Annotated in this window: 15 protein-coding genes and 1 tRNA gene; 6 read left to right on the top strand and 10 right to left on the bottom strand. The window is 69.7% G+C overall.

Annotation, left to right across the window (positions count from 1 at the left end; translation table 11 throughout):
• The first annotated feature begins 91 nt into the window (after nt 1-91).
• Together C1N81_RS24985 and C1N81_RS24980 are read left to right on the top strand one after the other, a co-directional pair.
• Nucleotides 92-166: transfer RNA gene (locus C1N81_RS24985), tRNA-Asp, on the top strand.
• Nucleotides 167-298: 132 nt separating this feature from the next.
• On the top strand, nt 299-502 hold the full coding sequence (locus C1N81_RS24980) for a DUF6274 family protein (protein WP_394432657.1): 204 nt from the start codon (nt 299-301) through the stop codon (nt 500-502).
• Nucleotides 503-983: 481 nt separating this feature from the next.
• Here the strand turns inward: C1N81_RS24980 and bldC are convergent, their stop codons facing one another.
• Both bldC and C1N81_RS24970 read right to left on the bottom strand, forming a co-directional pair.
• Complete coding sequence (bldC, locus tag C1N81_RS24975; RefSeq protein WP_003949541.1) at nt 984-1190, bottom strand: developmental transcriptional regulator BldC; 207 nt, start codon at nt 1188-1190, stop codon at nt 984-986.
• A gap of 526 nt (nt 1191-1716) precedes the next feature.
• Nucleotides 1717-2577, bottom strand: a complete 861-nt coding sequence (locus C1N81_RS24970; protein ID WP_394432655.1) for a hypothetical protein — start codon at nt 2575-2577, stop codon at nt 1717-1719.
• Between the two features lie 238 nt (nt 2578-2815).
• Here C1N81_RS24970 and C1N81_RS24965 point away from each other — a divergent pair, with 238 nt between their 5' ends.
• Nucleotides 2816-3937: a Leu/Phe/Val dehydrogenase gene (locus tag C1N81_RS24965; RefSeq protein WP_394432653.1), complete on the top strand. Its 1122-nt coding sequence runs from the start codon at nt 2816-2818 to the stop codon at nt 3935-3937.
• A gap of 263 nt (nt 3938-4200) precedes the next feature.
• The gene (locus C1N81_RS24960) at nt 4201-4467 is read left to right on the top strand and encodes a DUF3073 domain-containing protein (RefSeq protein ID WP_394432651.1); all 267 of its coding nucleotides are present in this window, start codon (nt 4201-4203) and stop codon (nt 4465-4467) included.
• A 224-nt stretch (nt 4468-4691) separates the two neighbouring features.
• On the opposite strand, the gene purM is transcribed toward C1N81_RS24960, so the two are convergent.
• The gene (purM, locus tag C1N81_RS24955; protein ID WP_394432649.1) at nt 4692-5762 is read right to left on the bottom strand and encodes a phosphoribosylformylglycinamidine cyclo-ligase; all 1071 of its coding nucleotides are present in this window, start codon (nt 5760-5762) and stop codon (nt 4692-4694) included.
• A 114-nt stretch (nt 5763-5876) separates the two neighbouring features.
• Nucleotides 5877-7403 (bottom strand): amidophosphoribosyltransferase, encoded by a 1527-nt coding sequence (gene purF / locus C1N81_RS24950; protein ID WP_394432647.1) that lies wholly within the window; start codon nt 7401-7403, stop codon nt 5877-5879.
• 309 nt (nt 7404-7712) lie between these two features.
• On the opposite strand from purF, the gene C1N81_RS24945 reads away from it, so the two are divergent.
• Nucleotides 7713-7808, top strand: coding sequence for a putative leader peptide (locus C1N81_RS24945; protein WP_394432645.1), 96 nt, complete (start codon nt 7713-7715; stop codon nt 7806-7808).
• A gap of 106 nt (nt 7809-7914) precedes the next feature.
• Nucleotides 7915-9378, top strand: coding sequence for a sulfatase family protein (locus C1N81_RS24940; protein ID WP_394432643.1), 1464 nt, complete (start codon nt 7915-7917; stop codon nt 9376-9378).
• A 13-nt stretch (nt 9379-9391) separates the two neighbouring features.
• Here the strand turns inward: C1N81_RS24940 and C1N81_RS24935 are convergent, their stop codons facing one another.
• The 6 genes from C1N81_RS24935 to purS form a co-directional block, all read right to left on the bottom strand.
• Nucleotides 9392-10267 (bottom strand): META domain-containing protein, encoded by an 876-nt coding sequence (locus C1N81_RS24935; RefSeq protein ID WP_394432641.1) that lies wholly within the window; start codon nt 10265-10267, stop codon nt 9392-9394.
• 88 nt (nt 10268-10355) lie between these two features.
• A complete protein-coding gene (locus tag C1N81_RS24930) occupies nt 10356-11183 on the bottom strand; it encodes a maleylpyruvate isomerase family mycothiol-dependent enzyme (RefSeq protein WP_394432639.1) in 828 nt (275 codons plus the stop codon).
• A 139-nt stretch (nt 11184-11322) separates the two neighbouring features.
• Nucleotides 11323-11841 carry an ArsR family transcriptional regulator gene (locus C1N81_RS24925; RefSeq protein WP_394432637.1) on the bottom strand — a complete coding sequence of 173 codons (519 nt, stop codon included), beginning with the start codon at nt 11839-11841 and terminating at the stop codon, nt 11323-11325.
• Nucleotides 11842-11982: 141 nt separating this feature from the next.
• Entirely contained in the window at nt 11983-14244 is a 2262-nt protein-coding gene (gene purL, locus C1N81_RS24920; RefSeq protein WP_394432635.1) for a phosphoribosylformylglycinamidine synthase subunit PurL, read from the bottom strand.
• Complete coding sequence (gene purQ / locus C1N81_RS24915) at nt 14241-14924, bottom strand: phosphoribosylformylglycinamidine synthase subunit PurQ (RefSeq protein WP_394432633.1); 684 nt, start codon at nt 14922-14924, stop codon at nt 14241-14243. The genes purL and purQ overlap by 4 nt, the downstream gene beginning before the upstream one ends.
• Nucleotides 14921-15214: a phosphoribosylformylglycinamidine synthase subunit PurS gene (purS, locus tag C1N81_RS24910; protein ID WP_394432631.1), complete on the bottom strand. Its 294-nt coding sequence runs from the start codon at nt 15212-15214 to the stop codon at nt 14921-14923. Before purS ends, purQ begins: the two co-directional genes overlap by 4 nt.
• Nucleotides 15215-15313: the final 99 nt, after the last annotated feature.

The following is a 15313-nucleotide window of genomic DNA, read 5'->3' as shown; positions in this document are numbered from 1 at the left end:
GCCCGTGTGCAAGGAGTGAGTTCGACCGGCGGGCCTGCACTGCTGTAGAGTCCTGCTCGCAGCGCAACGCGGTAACAGCGCAGCAAAGCAAGGTCCTGTGGAGCAGTTTGGAGTGCTCGCCACCCTGTCAAGGTGGAGGCCGCGGGTTCAAATCCCGTCAGGACCGCAGTTCGAAGAGGCCCGCACCGGAAGGTGCGGGCCTCTTCGCGTTGCCGCACCTTCTTGACTCCCGAACGAGCCGTGGGTACGCCGGAACGAGAAGCGCGCCCAGGAAGAGACAGGCATGGGAGGCGGGCCCATGGCGGCACCCGTACAACGTCACGAAGTGAGGGCGCTCCTGCGCGCCCACCTCTCCGCCGCGTCCGGCCACCGCCATCTGACCCGGCACTGCCCGATCTGCCACCGGCTGCTCCGTCTCGCCCTGGACCCCGCCACAGAGGCCCAGGACGGGCCCGAGAGCGCCCGCGAGGGGGACGGGGACGAAAGTCCCCGGAAGCAGTGACCAAAGCCGACCCACGCGCCCCTCGGGAGATGGCAGGCTGAGGACGGGCTCCGGGCGGGATCCCCTCTAGCGCAAGGGTGTCATCAGCAACAAGCGTCCCGGGGTGTGACGGGTGTCACCGAACTAGTTTTGGAAACACCGTTTCTTACACCCTCCCTACAACTGCTCAATTTAATATGTGCAATTGCACCGCCCTCACAGCTGACCTTCAGGTACCCACCAGGGACCGATCAAGCACCCACAAGGGCGCGCACGGATCACCGTCCCGGCACGCCGGCCGCGCCCTCGCGCGCACAAAAAAGATCGCGCTGGACCCGGCGGAGTCCAGCGCGATCGACGACGCACCCGTGATGCAGTTGAGATGACGCTTCAGTGGGCGTGGGTTCCGTTGGGGCAGAACCCGCGTCGTGTGGAGCAAGTGGTGGGCGCGGTACGGGTTGGGGGGCCCGGAACGCCCGGTAATGCTGCGTTATGCGGTGCCTCAGGCCTCGCTGCGCTGCTGGGGGATGCCCGCCAGCAGGGCGCGGACCTCGGCCTCGCGGTAACGGCGGTGCCCGCCGAGCGTGCGGATCGACGTGAGCTTGCCAGCCTTGGCCCAGCGCGTGACGGTCTTCGGGTCCACGCGGAACATCGTGGCGACCTCGGCGGGGGTCAGCAGCGGCTCGGCATCAGGGGTGCGAGCGGTCATGAGCGGCCTCCTCGGGAGAACCGAACCTTCTCGGTTCTTTCCTTTAAATTCTGCACCTTGACCCGCGTTGCCCGAAATGGCGGACACGGGTCGAGTCGGTTATAGGACGAACGGCTTGTCCTCGGCACTACAACTACACCATCCGTCCAGCCTCGTCGGCCAAACCGATGGAATTGCCCTCCCAGGTGTTCATCAGCGACGGAAGCCGATGGACCATGCCATAGCGGACAGTCACGCCACAGTGACGATCAGTCACAGAGCGATCAGGAGTCGTCAGACCCCCCAACGGCAGTGCAATGCTGAGTAATCCGTCCATGGCTGCCTATGGATGGACATAGATGGACGGATGGAGCCCCCCCCCCCCGGGCTCCTTGTCCTATTTTGGCACGAGGAGGGGTGATGGGCGCAAGGGTGAAGTTAGTGCAGTCCGTCACGCTTGAGTCAAACGCCCGGATCAGGACGTAGGTCCCGAAGGAGCCCGCGCGGCCCGACAGTTGACTCGCTCTTTGACGCCGCGTCCGGTCCCTCAGTTGGCCTGGCGCCGGTCGCGCACCGCGCGCCACCGCTCCACGAGCCGGGCGTACGCCTCGCTCGCTCCGTCCGCGTCACCGCGGCGGAGTGCTTCGATTCCCCCGGCGACATCGGCAGCCGAGTGATCCTCGTCGAGGTGGTCCGGAGGGAGAACGTACACAAGTCCGCCGTAGTCGAGTTCGACGTACGAACGCGGGTGGAACTCCTCGAGCCAGCGCCCCACGTCCACGAGGCCGTCGATCAGCGGCCCCTCGTCGACCGCGTCCCGCAGCGCCTTCAGGCCCCGCGCGACCCGGCGCCGCGCCTGCACCATCGGGGTCCGGTAGCGCAGCGCGGGCCCGCCCGCCCCCTCCGCCGCGCCTGGCGCGGACTTCGGCTCGTACACCCGCTCCTCGTCGGAGACGAGCACGAACCAGTTGATCGGCACCTGCCAGGTCTCCGTGCGGATCCACGGCCGGGCGTCCGGGTTGCGCTCCAGCCAGCGCTCGTAGTCGCCGGCCGCCTGGCGGCGCACCACCGGCGGGAGCACCGCGTCCAGGAGCGGCGCCGGCAACCGGCCCGACAGCTCGTCCAGGGCCTGCCAGCCGCGCAGCCGCGTACGCCACGGGCACACGCACAGGACGCCCTCGATCTCGGCCACGAACGCGTCGTCGCTCTCGTGCACCGGCACCGGAACCGGCGGCGTGGGCAACAAGTCGGCCAGAGAACGGCGGAGTTCGTCCTGATACGTCGGGTGATGCTCGCGCTTCGCGTACCGCTCCCAGTGGTCCCGCTCAGGCTGCGGAAACGCCGCGAGCGGCTCGTACACACGCAAGTACGCCGCATACGGAACGGTCACCGGCGACACCTCGGGCACGGCTGCTCCTCCCCCGCCCATCGGTTGGAAACACTGCAAATCGTCCCACGACGGGCTTCGCGGGACGCGGCGGGATTCGACCGTACTTCCGCCATGCCCCGACGCGAGAGAGTGATCCTCGGCACTGCAGCCGTGGCGGACCTCCACACGTTCTAATCTCTTGCCCACGAACGGTGGAGAGCCCGCCACCCGCACGGGATTCCGCCCAACCGCCGCTATGTACTTGGGAGTCACCACAGTGACCGATGTGACCGGCGACCCTGTCACCACCTCCGGCGCCACCACCGCCCCGGACGTCCTGAACACCCTTTTCCACTCGGACCAGGGCGGGCACGAGCAGGTCGTGCTCTGCCAGGACCGCGCGAGCGGCCTCAAGGCCGTCATCGCGCTGCACAACACCGCCCTCGGCCCGGCCCTCGGCGGCACCCGCTTCTACCCGTACGCCACCGAGGCCGAGGCCGTCGCCGACGCGCTGAACCTGGCCCGCGGCATGTCGTACAAGAACGCGATGGCGGGGCTCGACCACGGTGGCGGCAAGGCCGTCATCATCGGCGACCCCGCCGTGATCAAGAGCGAGGCGCTGCTGCTCGCCTACGGCCGCTTCGTCGCCTCCCTCGGCGGCCGCTACGTGACGGCCTGCGATGTCGGCACGTACGTCGCCGACATGGACGTGGTCGCGCGCGAGTGCCGCTGGACCACCGGACGCTCCCCCGAGAACGGCGGCGCGGGCGACTCCTCCGTGCTCACCGCCTTCGGCGTCTTCCAGGGCATGCGCGCCAGCGCCCAGCACCTGTGGGGCGACCCGACGCTGCGCGGCCGCAAGGTCGGCGTCGCCGGTGTCGGCAAGGTCGGCCACCACCTGGTCGGGCACCTCCTCGCGGACGGCGCCGAGGTCGTGGTGACGGACGTGCGCGAGGAGTCCGTGCGCCGGATCACCGACCAGTACCCGTCCGTCTCGGTCGTCGCCGACACGGACGCGCTGATCCAGGTCGAGGGCCTCGACATCTACGCGCCCTGTGCGCTCGGCGGCGCCCTCAACGACGACTCGGTGCCGGTGCTCACCGCGAAGGTGGTGTGCGGCGCGGCCAACAACCAGCTCGCGCACCCGGGTGTCGAGAAGGACCTCGCCGACCGCGGGATTTTGTACGCCCCCGACTACGTGGTGAACGCGGGCGGTGTCATCCAGGTCGCCGACGAGCTGCACGGTTTCGACTTCGACCGGTGCAGGACCAAGGCGGCGAAGATCTTCGACACCACGCTTTCCATCTTCGCTCGCGCAAAGACGGATGGTATTCCGCCGGCCGCCGCGGCCGACCGGATCGCCGAGCAGCGGATGGCGGAGGCGCGCTCGTCCCGCTGATCACGGCGCGGACATGACCAGTGTCACGCTCTTCGGCGGGTCGCAGGTCCAGAAGAGGTTAAAATCGCAGCTGACCAGCGAGGACAGGGCTCCTTGCTGGTCCTGTGGGCAGGCGCGTCCTGCGGGCGACGTACCGTATGGGCGTGGGCTCAGGTACCGTGGAAGCCCTACGGACCGGTCTCCTCGCGGGGAGCCCGTTCTAGATCATGAACGCGTGTCAAGACTCTGGGGCCGTCGAGCCCCGTATCCGAGGGGGTCGAGCCATGGGGCGCGGCCGGGCAAAGGCCAAGCAGACGAAGGTCGCCCGCCAGCTGAAGTACAGCAGCGGCGGGACTGACCTGTCGCGTCTGGCCAATGAGCTGGGCGCATCGACGTCGAACCCAGTATCGAATCAGCCGCCGAACGGCGAGCCTTTCGATGACGACGACGAGGAAGACGACCCGTACGCCCGCTATGCGGATCTGTACAACGAGGGCGAGGACGAGGACTCCGACGAGTCCGGTCCGTCGTCTCAGCGCCGCGGCGCTTGACTCGTGACAGCTGCCAGCACGTAACTGATCTCGGCTGATCCCAGCTGACTTCCCTGCTTACTGCTGCACTCTCACCCGGTCCGGAGTGGTCACCACGCCGGACCGGGTTTTGTGCTGTTCCCACAATGCGGCTGCCGACAAGGCGGGCCCAGCAATCCCGCCCGCCGTAACGCCGCCGCCGCAGGGCCGCCCCCCACAGGGCGACCCCACAGCGCCCGCGGGATCTACTTCGCGTAGTCGCCCGTCAGCTCGGCGCCCGTCGTGTGCGCGCCGCGCTCGGTGATCTCGCCGGCCACCCAGGACTCCACGCCCCGGTCAGCGAGCGTGGTGAGGGCGACGTCGACCGATTCCTGCGGGACGATCGCCATCATGCCGACGCCCATGTTGAGCGTCTTCTCCAGCTCCAGGCGCTCCACCTGACCGGCCTTGCCGACGAGGTCGAAGATCGCACCAGGGGCCCACGTGGAGCGGTCCACGGTGGCGTGCAGGCCGTCCGGGATCACCCGGGCGAGGTTCGCCGCGAGGCCGCCGCCGGTGATGTGGCTGTAGGCGTGGACCTCGGTGGTGCTGGTGAGGGAGAGGCAGTCCAGGGAGTAGATCTTCGTCGGCTCCAGGAGCTCCTCGCCGAGCGTCCGGCCGAGTTCGTCGACCTGCTGCTCCAGGGCCATCCCGGCCCGCTCCAGGAGGACGTGGCGGACCAGCGAGTACCCGTTCGAGTGAAGGCCGGACGACTCCATGGCGATGACCGCGTCGCCCTCACGGATGCGATCGGGGCCGAGCAGGTTCTCGTACTCCACGACGCCCGTGCCGGCGCCCGCGACGTCGAAGTCGTCCGGGCCGAGCAGCCCGGGGTGCTCCGCCGTCTCGCCGCCGACCAGGGCGCAGCCCGCGAGGACACAGCCCTCGGCGATGCCCTTCACGATGGCCGCGACACGCTCGGGGTGGACCTTGCCGACACAGATGTAGTCGGTCATGAACAGCGGCTCCGCGCCGCACACCACGATGTCGTCCATGACCATCGCGACGAGGTCGTGGCCGATCGTGTCGTACACACCGAGGCGGCGGGCGATGTCGACCTTGGTGCCGACGCCGTCCGTGGCGGAGGCCAGGAGCGGACGCTCGTACTTCTTCAGGGCGGAGGCGTCGAAGAGGCCGGCGAAGCCGCCGAGGCCGCCGAGGACCTCGGGGCGCCGCGTCTTCTTCACCCACTCCTTCATCAGCTCGACGGCGCGGTCGCCCGCCTCGATGTCCACGCCTGCGGAGGCGTAGCTGGCACCGGAAGACTCAGAAGACATGGGTGTGAGAGCTTTCGTGTCGAGGCGGTCGAGCTGGTGCGCTGTCGGGCCGCGGCGGCGGTCTGGCCGACGCGGCCGTCGAGCCGGTGAGCTGACGAGGCTGCGGTGGTCGGGTTACGGACGACGGATCGCGTCGTTCGCCGCCGTGGCCGCGGGGCCCGCCGCCAGCTCCGTCTCCAGGAGCTGCTTGCCGAGCAGCTCGGGGTCGGGGAGGTCCATCGGGTACTCGCCGTCGAAGCAGGCGCGGCAGAGGTTCGGCTTGGCGATGGTGGTCGCCTCGATCATGCCGTCGATGGAGATGTACGAGAGCGAGTCGGCGCCGAGGGAGGTGCCGATCTCGTCGACCGACATGCCGTTGGCGATCAGCTCGGCGCGGGTCGCGAAGTCGATGCCGAAGAAGCACGGCCACTTCACGGGCGGGGACGAGATCCGGATGTGGACCTCGGCCGCGCCGGCCTCGCGGAGCATCCGGACCAGGGCGCGCTGCGTGTTGCCGCGGACGATCGAGTCGTCGACGACCACGAGCTTCTTGCCCTTGATGACTTCCTTGAGCGGGTTCAGCTTCAGCCGGATGCCGAGCTGGCGGATCGTCTGGCTGGGCTGGATGAAGGTGCGGCCAACGTAGGCGTTCTTCACCAGACCCGCACCGAACGGGATTCCGCTGGCCTCGGCGTAGCCGATCGCGGCCGGCGTGCCGGACTCCGGGGTCGCTATGACGAGGTCGGCCTCGACCGGGGCCTCGGCGGCGAGACGGCGGCCCATCTCCACCCGGGAGAGGTACACGTTCCGCCCGGCGATGTCCGTGTCGGGACGGGCCAGATAGACGTACTCGAAGACACAGCCCTTGGGCTTTGCTTCGGCGAAGCGCGACGTTCGCAGGCCGTTCTCGTCGATTGCTACGAACTCGCCCGGCTCGATCTCGCGGACGAACGAGGCGCCGCAGATGTCGAGCGCGGCGGACTCCGAGGCGACGACCCAGCCGCGCTCCAGGCGGCCGAGGACCAGCGGGCGGATGCCCTGCGGGTCACGGGCCGCGTACAGGGTGTTCTCGTTCATGAAGACGAGCGAGAACGCGCCCTGGACCTGGGGCAGCACCTTGGGCGCCGCCTCTTCTATGGTCAGCGGCTTGCCGTCGTCGTCGACCTGGCCCGCGAGCAGGGCGGTGACGAGATCGGTGTCGTTGGTGGCGGCGACCTGCGTCGCCCGCCCGTTCTCCTTGGGGAGGTCGGCGACCATCTCGGCGAGCTGCGCCGTGTTGACCAGGTTGCCGTTGTGGCCGAGCGCGATCGAACCGTGCGCGGTGGCGCGGAACGTCGGCTGGGCGTTCTCCCAAACGGAGGCCCCGGTGGTCGAGTAGCGGGCGTGACCGACCGCGATATGACCCTGGAGGGAGCCTAGGGAAGTCTCGTCGAAGACCTGGGACACGAGGCCCATGTCCTTGAAGACGAGGATCTGGGAGCCGTTGCTGACCGCGATTCCCGCGGATTCCTGGCCCCGATGCTGGAGGGCGTAGAGCCCGAAGTACGTGAGCTTTGCGACCTCTTCGCCCGGAGCCCAGACACCGAAGACGCCACAAGCGTCCTGGGGGCCTTTCTCGCCGGGGAGCAGATCGTGATTGAGTCGACCGTCACCACGTGGCACGTTTTCGAGTGTAGGCGAGATCGACCACTGGTCCGAATTGGGGATAGGTGGTTCCTACGTCCTGGAGGGGCCCGTGCGGTTGGCGGAACGCACTGGACGCGCGTAGCGCCGGGTGGGTCCGAGGGGCGTTCGGGCCTGTGATTCCAGGGCTGTAGCGGCGTTCACCGGGGTAAACAGTGGGGTGGCCGGGGGCGGGGGCGTGCGCCCGGCCGAATGTGACGGGACGCACTCCGGAGGTCCGCCCTTCGGACGTCCGCACTACGGACCGTCGTTGACAGGTGTACGTCACGGTCGGCATGGTCCTGGATCATGCAGCCTCTCCTCCGTGACCGCACGGTCACCCTCGTGGAGCGCCGGCACGTCGACCTCGTCCGTGTCGCCAGCGCGATCTGTCGCCGCGCCTGAGCTGTAACAACGCCTGACCTGTCACGGGTTCCGCTCCTTTGCGCCGGAGGAGCGTGACCTCCCGTTTCCATGTCTTTCTCCCCCTCTTCTCCTCCGGAGTGCCTTCATGCCTTCGCATGCCTCGAAACTGTCCCGGCGCACCTTCGGCGGGGTGGTCGGTGCCTCGGCGACCGCCGCCGCGCTCGGTTCGGCGGCCGCGCCCGCCGAAGCCGCCACCCGTGCTGGAACCGCCCACCGTGCCGAGGCCGCCCCCGGCGCCGAGGAACGGCCGTTCCGGGCCGTCGCCGGGCGGTCCGCGAAACGGCCGAACATCCTGTTCATCCTGGGCGACGACCTGGGCTGGGCCGACCTCTCCTCGTACGGCGCTCCGCACATCAAGACGCCGAACCTGGACAAACTGGCGCGGCAGGGCGTGCGCTTCACCGACGCGTACAGCGGCTCCGCGACCTGCTCCCCGACCCGGTTCAGCCTCTACACCGGCCGTTACCCGGGCCGCACGAAGGGCGGGCTCGCCGAACCGATCGCCGACCGGTCCGTCGGGCTCGACCCGAACCACCCCACGCTCGCGTCGCTGCTGCGCGGCGCCGGGTACGCCACCGCGCTCATCGGCAAGTGGCACTGCGGCTACCTGCCGGACTACTCGCCGACCAAGTCCGGCTGGGACGAGTTCTTCGGGAACTTCGGCGGGGCCCTGGAGTACTACTCCAAGCTCGGGCTCGGCGGTGAGTACGACCTGTACGAGGGCGACGTGCGGGAGGGCGACGCCGAGTACAAGGACCTGCGGTACTACACGCGGATCCTCACGGAGCGCGCGAGCGAGTACGTGCGCCGGGACCACCGGGGCAGGCCGTGGCTGCTCAACCTGAACTTCACCACCCCGCACTGGCCCTGGATAGCCGACGGGGACGAGGAGGAGAGCGCCGAGGTCGTCCGGCGGATCAAGGCCGGGGACGGCCGGGCGCTGTTCCACACCGACGGCGGGTCCGTCGAGAAGTACACGCAGATGGTGCAGGACCTGGACCGGTCGGTCGGGCAGGTCCTCAAGGCGCTCAAGGAGTCCGGGCAGGAGAAGGACACGCTCGTCTTCTTCGCCTCGGACAACGGCGGCGAACGCTTCTCCTACAACTGGCCGCTCTCCGGCAACAAGTCGTCCCTCCAGGAGGGCGGCATCCGCGTGCCGACGATCGTGCGCTGGCCCGCGCGGCTCGACGGCGGGCAGGTCAGCCACGAGCCGGTCTTCACCCCCGACTGGACGGCGACGCTCCTGGAGATCGGCGGCGCCCGGCCCGACCGCGCCCACCCGCTCGACGGGACCAGCCTCGCCGGATATCTGCTGCGCGGCGAGGAACTGCCCGAGCGCGATCTGTTCTGGCGGGTGCGCGGGGAACGGGCCGTGCGGCGCGGGAACTGGAAGTACTACCGCGGCAAGGGCGGCACGGACCAGCTGTTCGACCTCTCCGCCGACCGGCGCGAGCAGGCCGACCGGGCGGCGGACGAGCCGAAGGTGCTGGCCGAGCTGAAGGCCGTGTGGGAGAAGACCGACAAGGCGCTTCTTCCGTACCCCGCCTGATCCCCGCGCCGCACTACTTCCGCGCCGCGGTGAGGCCGATGCCCGTGCCGTCGGGCGCGGTCAGGGTGAGGGTGTCGCCCTCGACCTTGTAGGCCACGGTCCTGTCGCCGCCGAGGACCTTCTTCATCGCCTTCTCCACCTCGGCGGCAGCACCGACACAGCCCATCTTGGTGCTGGTCAGCGAGGAGAAGGCGATGTGCCCGTCCTTGACGGTGGCCTTGGCGCGGCCGCTGTTGCAGCCGAGGCGGGCGTCGACGTGGCCGTCCTCGCCGAGGACGAGCCGGGCCCGGTCCCGCGCCGCTTTCGGCACGGAGTCGGCCACGTCGTCGTGGCGCAGGGTGTCGACGGTCCAGCGGGTGCCGGTGAGCGCGGCATCGTCCGGCTCGGCCCTGCTGGTCAGCGCGACGGTGTCGCCGTTGGCGCGGGTGAGGGTCAGCCGGTCCTCGCCGTGCGCCTTGACGGTGTTCTTGTCGGCGAGCGCGCGGGCCAGGCTCTTCTCGAACGCGCCCTCCTTCTTGTCCGCGCAGGCCATGAGGGTGGTCTTCACCTTGCCCAGGTCGACACTGTCGCCGTCGACCCGGGCCTGCGCGTCGAAGTCGTTGCAGCCGTAGTTGCCGCGCACCCGCTTGTCCGAGACGAACCGCAGATGCGCGCTGTCCGGTGCCCTGGTCGTCGTCCCGTCCACCGTCATGCTGCGCACGTGCCAGGTGACGCCGGCGACCGGGGCGCCGCCGACCTCCACCGTGCCGGGTGCCTTCGCGTGGGACGCCTTCTCGTCGGACGCGTTCTCGTCGGACGCCTTCTCGTTCCCGCAGGCCGCGACGGTGGTGAGCGCGACCAGGGGGAGAGCGGCGGTGAACAGGGCGCGGGTACTGCGTTGCGTGAACATGCCGATGTGACGGGGCGACCCCCCTGTCGGGTTCCGCCCGTCTCCGCGTGGGGTTCCGCCTCCTACCGGCGGGTCACTGGCGGGCCGTTCAGGCCATGATCGGCAACAGGGCCGACAGATCGGCCCGTTCACCACTGGCGCTGACGAGCGCGTCGTCGATCGCCACCGTCCACCGCGTACGCCCCGTGGCCAGCCGGATCCAGGTCAGCGGGTCCGTCTCGACCACGTTCGGCGGGGTGCCGCGCGTGTGCCGGGGACCCTCGACGCACTGCACGACGGCGAACGGCGGGATCCGCACCTCCGTCGAAGCGCCCGGCGCCTTCACGGCGAGCGCGTCGGCGAGCAGCCGCGTACAGGCGGCCAGCGCCTGCCGGTCGACGGGGACGTCGAGCCCCGGCACCGCGTCGTTCAGGTCGTCGGTGTGCACGACCAGCTCGACGGTACGGGTGACCAGGTAGTCGGCGAACGTCATGGCACCGGCCCCCACCGCGAGCACCCGGCTGTCGGCGGTGCTCTCCAGGTGCGCCGCGAAACGCTCCTCGGTCCGGGCGAGCAGCGCCGGAACGTCGGGGTTCTCGGCGGCGACGGCCCGGCTGCGGTCGGCGATGCCCCCGGCGTTCGCCGCCGTGGCGAACGGCCAGTCGAGCGCCGCGACCTCGGCCTTGCCCGGCTCCGGCCGCTCAAGGGCCCGGTCGATCGCGCCGAGGGCCATCGACAGATGCGCCAGCAGCTCCCGCACGGTCCAGTCCCCGAGCCGCGTCGGCCCCGCGAGCTGCTCGGACGTCAGGGTCCCGGCCGCCTTCCGCACGTTCCCGAACTGGGTGAGCACGGCGCTGCGGATCTTGGCGGAGGCGTAGGTACGGGTGCGCTTCCTGCCCGCGGCGCCCGCGCCCCTCCCGGTCGGCGAAGGAGTCATGCCGGCGACCCTACGCCCGCCCACCGACATGCTGACGTACCGTCCTGCTTCCCCCGTTCTTCGCGCTTCCACGGTTCGTCGTGCTTCCCCGGTTCGTCGTGCTTCCCCCGTTCATCGCGCTCGGCTTCCCTCACGTTCCTCAGGCCGGTCGCGCCGCCGTCAGTGCCACCAGGAGGGGTACGACCCGGCCCGCCGGTACCTCGTAGCGGCCCCGGCCCGCCGAGCGCAGCCAGCCGGCAGCGGTCAACTGGCGCAGGTGGTGGTAGATCTGGCCGCTGGTCCCCACATCGTCCAGGTCGGCCAGCTCCGTGGCCGAGGTGCGGCCGCCCAGGATCTCGCGGAGCAGGCGGAGCCGCAGGCCGTGGCCCAGCGCCGCGAACGCCTCGGCCACGTCCGCCCAGTCGGCCGCGAGCAGTTCGTCGGTGACAGCCCCGTACTGCCACTCATGGCCCTGGCCCTCCTCCATGCCGGGCAGGCGCACCGCCCCGGTGAACAGCACGCCTCCGCTCGTGACATCGGCGAGCTGTTCCTTCAGCCCTTCGAGCGCCCAGAACGTGCCCGGGGCGCCCGTCGGTGCCGCCGGGCCGCCCGCCGGCCCGTTCTCCAAGGCGTCGAGCCGCCGCTCCAGCTCGGCGACGCGTCGCTCAAGTTCTGTCATGCATCGAGATTACGTAATTACGTAGGACCGCCCAATCCCTCGTTCGGGCGAACCCGAACACACCGAGGCCCCCGAGCCGACCCGAACACGAGGAAGTCCCCCGCCCGGCCCGGACAGGGGACTTCGCTGCTCAGGAAACGCTTACGCCAGCAGCGCCGGAATGGTCGCCTCGTGCGCCTCGCGCAGCTCCGACAGCGGCAGGGCGAACTCGCCCTGCACGTCCACCGTGGCCTCCGCGCCCGAACCGTCCACGACGCCGATGCGCGTGACGGGCAGACCCCGCGCCCCGCACATGTCCGTGAACCGCAGCTCCTCGCTCCGCGGGACGGCGACGACCGCGCGGCCCGCCGACTCGGAGAAGAGGAAGGTGAACGCGTCGAGGCCGTCCGGGACGACCAGGCGCGCACCCTTGTCGCCGAGCATCGCCGACTCGATCACGGCCTGGATCAGACCGCCGTCGGAGAGGTCGTGCGCGGCGTCGATCATGCCGTCGCGCGAGGCCGAGATGAGGATGTCGCCGAGCAGCCGCTCGCGCTCCAGGTCGACCTGCGGCGGAAGACCGCCGAGGTGGTCGTGGACCACCTGCGACCAGGCCGAACCGCCGAACTCCTCGCGGGTGTCACCGAGGAGGTAGAGCAGCTGGCCCTCCTCCTTGAACGCGACCGGCGTGCGCCGGGCCACGTCGTCGATGACGCCGAGGACGGCGACGACCGGTGTCGGGTGGATGGCCGCCTCGCCGGTCTGGTTGTACAGCGAGACGTTGCCGCCGGTCACCGGGGTGCCGAGCTGCTGGCAGCCGTCGGCGAGACCACGGATGGCCTCGGCGAACTGCCACATGACGGCCGGGTCCTCGGGCGAGCCGAAGTTCAGGCAGTCGGAGACGGCGAGGGGCTTGGCGCCCGTCGTCGCGACATTGCGGTACGCCTCCGCCAGGGCGAGCTGCGCGCCCGTGTACGGGTCGAGCTTCGCGTACCGGCCGTTGCCGTCCGTGGCGATGGCGACGCCGAGGCCGGTCTCCTCGTCGATGCGGATCATGCCCGAGTCCTCGGGCTGCGCGAGAACGGTGTTGCCCTGCACGAAGTGGTCGTACTGCGAGGTGATCCACTTCTTCGACGCCTGGTTGGGCGAGGAGACGAGCGCGAGGACCTGCGCCTTCAGCTCATCACTCGAAGAAGGGCGCGGCAGCTTGTTCGCGTCGTCGGCCTGGAGCGCGTCCTGCCACTCGGGGCGCGCGTAGGGGCGCTCGTAGACCGGGCCGTCGTGCGCGACCGTGCGCGGGTCGACGTCGACGATCTTCTCGCCGTGCCAGAAGATCTCCAGGCGGTCGCCGTCGGTCACCTCGCCGATGACGGTGGCGATGACGTCCCACTTCTCGCAGATCTCCAGGAAGCGGTCGACCTTCGAGGGCTCGACCACGGCGCACATGCGTTCCTGCGACTCGCTCATGAGGATCTCCTCAGGAGAGAGCGTGGAGTCGCGCAGCGGTACGTCGTCCAGCTCGACGCGCATACCGCCCGAGCCGTTCGACGCCAGCTCGCTCGTCGCACAGGAGATACCTGCCGCGCCGAGGTCCTGGATGCCGACGACGAGCTTCTCGGCGAACGCCTCCAGGGTGCACTCGATGAGCAGCTTCTCCTGGAACGGGTCACCGACCTGCACGGCGGGCCGCTTCGACGGCTTGGCGTCGTCGAAGGTCTCCGAGGCCAGGATGGAGGCGCCGCCGATGCCGTCGCCGCCGGTCCGGGCGCCGTACATGATGACCTTGTTGCCCGCGCCCGACGCCTTCGCGAGGTGGATGTCCTCGTGCCGCATGACGCCGATCGCACCGGCGTTGACCAGCGGGTTCCCCTGGTAGCAGGCGTCGAAGACGACCTCGCCGCCGATGTTCGGCAGGCCCAGGCAGTTGCCGTAGCCGCCGATGCCGGCGACGACGCCGGGCAGGACACGCTTGGTGTCGGGGTGGTCGGCGGCGCCGAAGCGCAGCGGGTCCACGACGGCGACCGGGCGGGCGCCCATGGCGATGATGTCGCGCACGATGCCGCCCACGCCCGTGGCCGCGCCCTGGTAGGGCTCGACGTAGGAGGGGTGGTTGTGCGACTCCACCTTGAAGGTGACGGCGTAGCCCTGGCCGACGTCCACCACACCGGCGTTCTCACCGATGCCGACCAGCATGGCGTCGGACTGCGGTGCCTTCTCGCCGAACTGGCGCAGGTGGACCTTGGAGGACTTGTACGAGCAGTGCTCGGACCACATGACGGAGTACATGGCGAGCTCCGCGCCCGTGGGGCGGCGGCCGAGAATCTCGACCACGCGCGCGTACTCGTCCTTCTTGAGGCCGAGTTCGGCCCAGGGGAGCTCGACGTCGGGGGTCTTGCTCGCGTTCTCTACGGTGTCGAGGCTCATGAGGCGGCGACCAGCTTCTTGAGGATCGAGGTGAAGAAGGGGAGGCCGTCGGTGCGGCCGGAGCCGACGAGGGGCTCCACGGCGTGCTCCGGGTGCGGCATCAGACCGACGACGTTGCCCGCCTCGTTCGTGATGCCGGCGATGTCGCGCAGCGAGCCGTTCGGGTTGACGTCGAGGTAGCGGAAGACGACGCGGCCCTCCGCCTCCAGCATGTCGAGCGTGCGCTCGTCGGCGACGTAGCGCCCGTCCATGTTCTTCAGCGGGATGTGGATCTCCTGGCCCGACTCGTAGTCGGCGGTCCAGGCGGTGTCCGCACTCTCCACGCGCAGCTTCTGATCGCGGCAGATGAAGTGCAGGTGGTCGTTGCCGAGCATGCCGCCGGGGAGCAGGTGGGCCTCGGTCAGGACCTGGAACCCGTTGCAGATGCCGAGGACGGGCAGGCCCGCCTTCGCCTGGTCGATCAGCGTCTCCATGACGGGCGAGAAACGCGAGATGGCGCCCGCGCGCAGGTAATCGCCGTAACTGAATCCGCCGGGCAGGACGACCGCGTCGACCTGCTTCAGATCCTTGTCCTTGTGCCAGAGGGCCACCGGTTCCGCACCGGCCAGACGGATCGCGCGCTGGGTGTCCCGGTCGTCGAGGGAACCGGGAAAGGTGACGACGCCAATACGAGCGGTCACTTTTCGGCCCCCACCGCGGACGAAACGGGCTCTTCCGCGCCCGCGGCGTCTTCCACCTTCACGACGAAGTTCTCGATCACCGTGTTGGCGAGGAAGCTTTCCGCGAGCTCGTGGATACGGGCGAGGGCGGCGTCATCCACCGGCCCGTCCACTTCGAGCTCGAATCGCTTTCCCTGGCGAACGTCGGAGATGCCGTCGAAACCGAGGCGCGGCAGCGCACGCTGCACCGCCTGGCCCTGGGGGTCGAGGATCTCCGGCTTGAGCATGACGTCGACTACGACGCGTGCCACTGGCACTCCCGGTGTGTGGTGCTGAGCAGGTCCGTTCAGCGTACCTGCCCAAATCTTCTACTCGCGTAGACGGTAGGAAGCTACGAGAGCCGCGTCACG

It is taken from the genome of Streptomyces sp. SGAir0957 (assembly GCF_043523415.1).
This window is presented reverse-complemented; position numbering and strand designations above follow the sequence as displayed.